Origin of the sequence: Bacteroides sp. HMSC067B03, assembly GCF_001811315.1 — a bacterium.
In the GTDB taxonomy this organism is placed as follows: Bacteria; Bacteroidota; Bacteroidia; order Bacteroidales; family Bacteroidaceae; genus Bacteroides; species Bacteroides faecis.
Map to the genome: position 1 here is coordinate 1 of NZ_KV804376.1, position 4260 is coordinate 4260.

Sequence of the window (4260 nt, forward strand, 5' to 3'; positions counted from 1 at the left end):
TAATTTCATCCCTCAGATTTATTCATTGATCCATATTCATTCTTATTTCATACTGATTTTGGAACGAACTCAAATTAGTTAAACGAAATAGTTATCTATTCGATGATTACATCTGTTTTTACCAGTGTTCTATCAATCGACTCATGTAGGCTTTAATCCTTAGGTGTTATCCCTTTAGCAGTCTCAACCAGACGGACAAATTCTCTTCTGTATCCTTTATCATCATTATTCAGTCCTTGTTTGGCTAGTTCAATCACCTTATCATAGCTTGCATCCCCTTTGAAATCAGAGTTCCGGAGCAACTGACCGAACATAGCTACGGCAGAGGCAAAGCGGAAATCGGAAGAAACATTATTTCCTTTGTTATCCACGAAGGGAAGCTCCATCTTTTTGCTGACGTCTTTATCCGGAGCTTTATAGCGTAATTTTACGGTCAGCAATTCATTGGAACCGGTTGGTTTCACCGTTTCTTTTTGTTTCTTTTGATATTTCAGATCATCCACCTTTCCTACATAGTCATTCTTCACGCCTACGGGAATCACTTCATAGAAAGCGGTTACCGTATGTCCGGCTCCCAGTTCGCCGGCATCCTTGGCGTCATTATTAAAATCTTCATCTTTCAGCAAACGACTCTCATAACCAACCAGACGATATGCCTGTACCTGAGCAGGATTAAATTCGACTTGCAGTTTCACGTCCTTGGCTACCGTATGAAGTGTAGCTCCAAACTCACCCACCAAAACACGATTGGCTTCCTGCAAGTTGTCTATATAGGCATGATTTCCATTTCCTTTTTCAGCCAAAGCCTGTCCTTTGTTATCTTTGTAGTTACCCATTCCATAGCCCAACACACTCAGAAATACTCCACTTTTACGTTCTCTTTCTATCAGTTGCTCCAGGCCTTCCACAGAAGAAACACCCACATTGAAATCGCCGTCGGAACAAAGGATAATCCGATTGTTTCCTTTAGGAAGGAAGTTTTGCTTAGCCACCTTATAAGCCAGTTGGATACCTGCACCACCAGCGGTAGAGCCACCGGATGTAAGCTCGTCTATCGCATCCCGTATTTTCTGTTTGTCACTGCCCGGAGTCGATTCCAGTTTCACACTGGCATTGCCTGCATACACTACAATCGCTACCTTATCCTTATCACGCAAGTTGTTCACCAATAACTTCAGAGACGACTTTACCAAGTCCAAACGGGTAGGTCCCCACATCGAGCCGGAAACATCAATCAGAAACACCAGATTGGATTCCGGCAGGTTGTCAGTCGGGATTTCTTTCGCTTTCAGTCCGATACGTACCAGACGGTGAGCCGTATTCCAAGGGCAAACACCTGCTTCCATGGTTATCTTCACCGGATCAGTTCCGGTCGGCTTTGCGTAATCGTAAGAGAAATAATTCACTAATTCTTCTGTACGGACAGCATCGGCAACGGGTAATGTACCGCTGTTGATAAAGCGGCGCATATTACTGTAAGAAGCAGCATCCACATCAATGGAAAAAGTAGAAAGCGGAAACTCGCCCACTTGCTTGAAACCATTTTCATGGATTGATTGATATTCTTCCGTATTTACCGCGTCCATATATACAGCCGGTTGTCTGAGGCTTGCCAGATCTACGGTCGAGACAGCTCCGGTGACTGTCATCTTCCGTTGAGTGCCGTATCCAACGACAACACATTCTTCCAGTATTTCCGACGAACTTACTTTAAGGCTTACATTGATCTTTTCCGAACGCACGACCCTTTCTGCTTTTTCAAAACCAATATAACTAAAAACAAGCGTTTCTCCCTTTTTTGCCTCAATACTATACCGCCCTTGCAGGTTTGTAATAGCCCCACGAGAGGTTCCTTTTACAGTCACCGAGCACCCTACCAACGGAGAACCGTCCGATCCATCTGTCACCGTTCCCTTTACAATCAAAGGTTGTGCCCATACCGTACCCAATGTGGTAATCACTAACATCATTGCGAGCATCATTGCTCTGAATTGGTTTGTCTTCATAACTTTATCTTTTTAAAATGTTACAACTAATTCGCTTTTACTATAGAGATGCAGATTCCACACGGATTCCATAAACCAATCGAAGTTTTTTTTATTTTTCTTCTACACGTTGCTATTTCTAATTGCTATGTCTATCTTTGACAGCAAAAAAAGTTCTGTTTTTCAAAAGAAACATATCAAAGTTAACGGACGAGGAACTACTGACGCACTACATGAAGTCCGGGGATTCGGAATATTTCGGTGAATTATACAACCGTTATATCCCGTTAACGTACGGACTGTGCCTGAAATATCTGCAAGATGAGGACCGGGCGCAAGAAGCAGTCATGCAGATGTTCGAAGACTTGCTGCCTAAGATCAGTAACTATGAAATAAAAGTGTTCAGGCCGTGGCTCTACCGGGTAGCGAAGAATCACTGTCTGCAACTGTTACGAAAGGAAAACAAAGAAATTCCGTTAGATTACACCATTAATATTATGGAATCCGACGAATTTCTGCATCTATTAAGTGAAGAGGAAAGTTCGGAAGATCAGCTAAAGGCATTGCATCATTGTCTGGAAAAGCTGCCCGAAGAACAACGGACTAGCATTACACGTTTCTTCTTAGAAGAAATGTCGTATGCGGATATTGTGGAACAAACCGGATTTACGCTCAATAACGTGAAAAGCTATATCCAGAACGGAAAGCGAAACTTAAAAATTTGTATCAAGAAACAAACCCTATGAAACTATTGGACTACATACGAGGACTCCGCAAAGGAAAAGAGGCGCATCGACTGGAAAAAGAGTCGATGAAAGATCCTTTTCTGGCCGATGCTATGGATGGGTACCACCAAGTAGAAGGGGATCACGAACAGCAGATTCGTCAATTGCGGATGAGGGTAAACGCTCATTCGGCCAAGAAAAGAAATAAGTATGCCATCACCTGGAGCATCGCTGCCTGTCTGATGATAGGAATCGGAATCAGCAGCTATTTTCTGTTACTGAAACAGAGTATAGAAGATAATGTATTAGAGCAAGTTTCTTCCGTATCCATACAAAAGATGACCCCAGATTCCAGCCACATCCCTACCGAAAAGGAAATAGTCGGAAAAGATATAGTGGCCAAGACCAAAGAAGCTTCTAAATCCCGAGAGATTCCTGCCGCAGCAACTCCCGCAACAATACCTGCCAAAGCATCTACGACCGTTCCTACACCAGCTCCGGTCATGGAAGAAGTGATTACTCCAGCTGAAGTTTCGGAAGAGGTGACTGTAGCGATGGCTACAGATACTTCAGTCTCCGAGTCTGACAGAAAAAAGATGAAAATTACTAAATTGACTGCCCAAGCCAACAACATCATCAGAGGAAAGGTAACAGATGAAAATGGAGAACCACTCGTTGGAGCTAATATCTGTTATAAAGGAACCAATATCGGAACCATAACAGACCTCAACGGAGAATTCTCATTGATCAAAATGAAAGGTAATGAAGATTTAACCATCAATTATATCGGTTATAATCGCATTGATATGCAAGTAGACACCAGTCAGACAATGCTCATAGCTATGAATGAAAGTGACAGACAAACACTGGATGAAGTCGTGGTAGTAGGATATGGCACACAGAAAAAAAGGACTGTAACAGGAGCCGTCTCCACCGTTTCAATAGAAGACTTGAAAAAGGCTCCGGGTATCTTGCAAAACTCCGATACATCAAAAGAATCCGATACATTAAAAGGCTCTGGCAATTCGCAGAGTTCTGTTGCTCCGAAGCCCGTGATGGGAATGAAACAGTATAAAAAGTATCTCAAAAAGAACTTGATTCATCCCACAGACGAAGCTTGCGCTAAAGTCAAAGGAAAGGTTGTATTGACTTTCCGCGTAAACAAGGAAGGGCGTCCTTACTTTATCAGAGTCAAAGAAAGTCTTTGCAAATCATTAGATAAGGAAGCTATACGCCTGATTCTGGAAGGACCAGACTGGACTTATGGAAACAAAATTGCAGAAGTAACCGTCAAATTCTAAGCAACATCAAAAGTTTGATTCATTTCTGTATGGAAATGAATTAAATAAAAAAGTAGGCAGTATCTTTATTGGGGCCGACTAAAAAGTCGTTAGTATCTCAAATCTCCTCCTTCGGGAAGGAGGAGTACCCGTAGGGGGAGGTGGTAGGTGAGTATATTAGTCCTTCGCATCCTCTTGTTACAAATCAGAAGTTAAAAACATCTATTATAGGGGATATATACATTCGAGAATTAAGTAGATTCTATTGTC

The 4260-nt window shown here is 42.2% G+C and carries 3 protein-coding genes; 2 read left to right on the plus strand and 1 reads right to left on the minus strand.

From position 1 onward, the window contains the following. Nucleotides 1-152: 152 nt before the first annotated feature. A complete protein-coding gene (locus tag HMPREF2794_RS15785; protein WP_070751868.1) occupies nucleotides 153-2006 on the minus strand; it encodes a vWA domain-containing protein in 1854 nt (617 codons plus the stop codon). A gap of 212 nt (nucleotides 2007-2218) precedes the next feature. On the opposite strand from HMPREF2794_RS15785, the gene HMPREF2794_RS15790 reads away from it, so the two are divergent. Beyond that, on the plus strand, nucleotides 2219-2731 hold the full coding sequence (locus tag HMPREF2794_RS15790) for an RNA polymerase sigma factor (RefSeq protein WP_010537032.1): 513 nt from the start codon (nucleotides 2219-2221) through the stop codon (nucleotides 2729-2731). Next, entirely contained in the window at nucleotides 2728-4011 is a 1284-nt protein-coding gene (locus tag HMPREF2794_RS15795; RefSeq protein WP_010537031.1) for an energy transducer TonB, read from the plus strand. Before HMPREF2794_RS15790 ends, HMPREF2794_RS15795 begins: the two co-directional genes overlap by 4 nt. Nucleotides 4012-4260 lie beyond the last annotated feature (249 nt).